General features: G+C 52.5%; 1 protein-coding gene and 2 tRNA genes. 1 reads left to right on the forward strand and 2 read right to left on the reverse strand.

The annotated features are described in order from the left end of the window. Positions 1-359: 359 nt before the first annotated feature. Positions 360-431: transfer RNA gene (locus H6F43_RS07365), tRNA-Thr, on the reverse strand. 12 nt (positions 432-443) lie between these two features. Next, a tRNA-Tyr gene (locus H6F43_RS07370) sits at positions 444-525 on the reverse strand. Between the two features lie 173 nt (positions 526-698). Between H6F43_RS07370 and H6F43_RS07375 the strand changes: the two genes are divergently transcribed. Then, positions 699-2,189 carry an MBOAT family protein gene (locus H6F43_RS07375; protein WP_190342147.1) on the forward strand — a complete coding sequence of 497 codons (1,491 nt, stop codon included), beginning with the start codon at positions 699-701 and terminating at the stop codon, positions 2,187-2,189. Positions 2,190-2,231: the final 42 nt, after the last annotated feature.

Raw genomic sequence — 2,231 nt, forward strand, 5'->3', positions numbered from 1 at the left:
ATTCGGGCTGCCAGCAGTCCAGCAATGCTGCCGCCGATAACAATGGCATGGTGACCGAGGTGAGACGACATATTTCCAATCGGAATTGAGGGTTCACGTCAACGATTGTAAATAGACTCGGCTGTTAAATGCTGGCGATCGTCACCCGGATCAGCTATTTCCTGAAATTTCAGGAGCTTTTACGCAGCTTGCTGATGGGATCAAGACGATTTTTCTAACTTGAAGAGGACTGAAAGGAGCACACCTTTGGTAATGCTGGAAGAAGCTAGTCTACTTAGGGTAGGACAGTAGAGCTTAACCGCGCCTATGATGCGACACAAATTTGCAAATCGTGGCGCTTAATTTGCGAATGTACAAAAAGCCCGTGACGAGGATTGAACTCGTGACCTCACCCTTACCAAGGGTGTGCTCTACCACTGAGCCACACGGGCAATATTCGTGGATGGGCCGGGCTAGATTCGAACTAGCGTAGGCATAGCCAGCGGATTTACAGTCCGCCCCCATTAACCACTCGGGCACCGACCCATCTCGTCCACGGAAATCAATCGTAGCACAAGGGCAGCCCACAGGCTCAAGTTTTAGCAGGAATTTGTTTAGTGGTCAGTGGAAGCTCTGCGGACCACCTCAAATTATTAAAGAATAGTTCACCCGAAAAATCTTTCACTATAATCGGGGCGATCTGTACGAGCGATCGCCTCATGACCTTCGTTTCCTTGATCTACGCCCTTTTCCTGCTCAGCGTCTTCGGCATCTACTGGTGCGTGAAGCAGCAGTGGCTGCGGCTGTGGACACTCCTGATTGCCAGCATCGTGTTCTACACGTCGTTGCAGGTACAATACGTGCCGCTGCTGCTAGCAGGGGCATGGATGACCTTTCGGCTGGGGCAGGCGATCGCCGTTCCTCCAGACTGGCGCGTCGAAGATTGGCAGTTTGCTCAGCAGGATTGGAACCGCCGCAGGCTAAAAGTGCTTTGGCTTGGCATTGTTCTAAACCTGCTGCTACTGCTGGGCTTCAAGTACATTCCATTTCTGCTGTCTACGATCGGCGGACTATTCGGGTGGACGGTGCTGCAAACTAGCGCGGAGTGGACGCAGAATAGCTTAATTGCGCCGCTGGGACTCAGCTTTTTCTGCTTTGAGTGCATCGCGTACCTTGTGGATGTCTACCGGGGTGCGCCTGCCGCCCAGCAGTTCCTCAAGTTCTCAGCGTACAAACTGTTTTTTCCAAAGCTGATTAGCGGTCCAATTACACGCTATCAGACGTTTGCAACACAGCTTCAGACGCTGAAATTTCCCAGTGTCGATCGTCTTGCAGAAGGTCTCTGGCTGATTGCCTGTGGCGCAATCAAAAAAGGACTGCTAGCAGATCGATTAGGCGTGCTGGTGGATTTGAGCTTTCAAAATTTGCAGCGGGCGGGCAGTGGCGATTTGTGGCTGGCGACGTTTGCCTACGGACTTCAGCTTTACCTAGACTTCAGCGGCTACGTCGATATGGCGCGGGGAAGCGCGGTGCTACTTGGGTTCAATCTGCCGCAGAATTTCGATTTTCCCTACTTCAGTACGAGCATTGCAGATTTTTGGCGACGCTGGCATATCACGTTGGGCGACTGGCTCCGCAACTACCTGTATTTTCCGCTGGGCGGGTCGCGACAGGGCTTATTTCGCACAGGGTTGAATCTGATGATCGTGATGACGATCGCTGGAATTTGGCACGGAGCGGCATGGGGCTTCATCGTCTGGGGCGTTTTGCACGGAATCGCGCTGGTGGTGCATCGCTTGACGGATGTGATGAGCGATCGCCTCTTGCGCTTAAAAACGTTTTGGCGCAGCGTGCCCGGAACTGTGCTTGCTTGGATTCTGACGCAGAGCATGGTGTTTACAAGCTGGATTTTCTTCCGGTTGCCAAATCTTAAGGATTCCAGCCTCGTGGTGCAGCGCTTGTGGGGACATACAGCCGACGCGCAGTTTGCTCAAAAAGTCTATTTAGAGGCGATCGGGCTAGATCCGCTGCAAATTGCGCTGATGCTGTGGACGCTGGTGGCACTAATGGGAGTGGCATACGCGATCGAGCGGACGTTGAAGCTGCAACTCAACTGGCACATTAAGCTGCTGCTGGTGCCGTCGTGCCTGTTTGCAGTCTGGCTATTTGCGCCAGAAGGCAGCTTGCCGTACATCTATTTTGATTTCTAATCAGCTAGGAGTCTTTCTGATGCCAATTCGGAATTCGGAATT

The organism is Leptolyngbya sp. FACHB-36, from assembly GCF_014695955.1.
GTDB lineage: Bacteria > Cyanobacteriota > Cyanobacteriia > Leptolyngbyales > Leptolyngbyaceae > FACHB-36.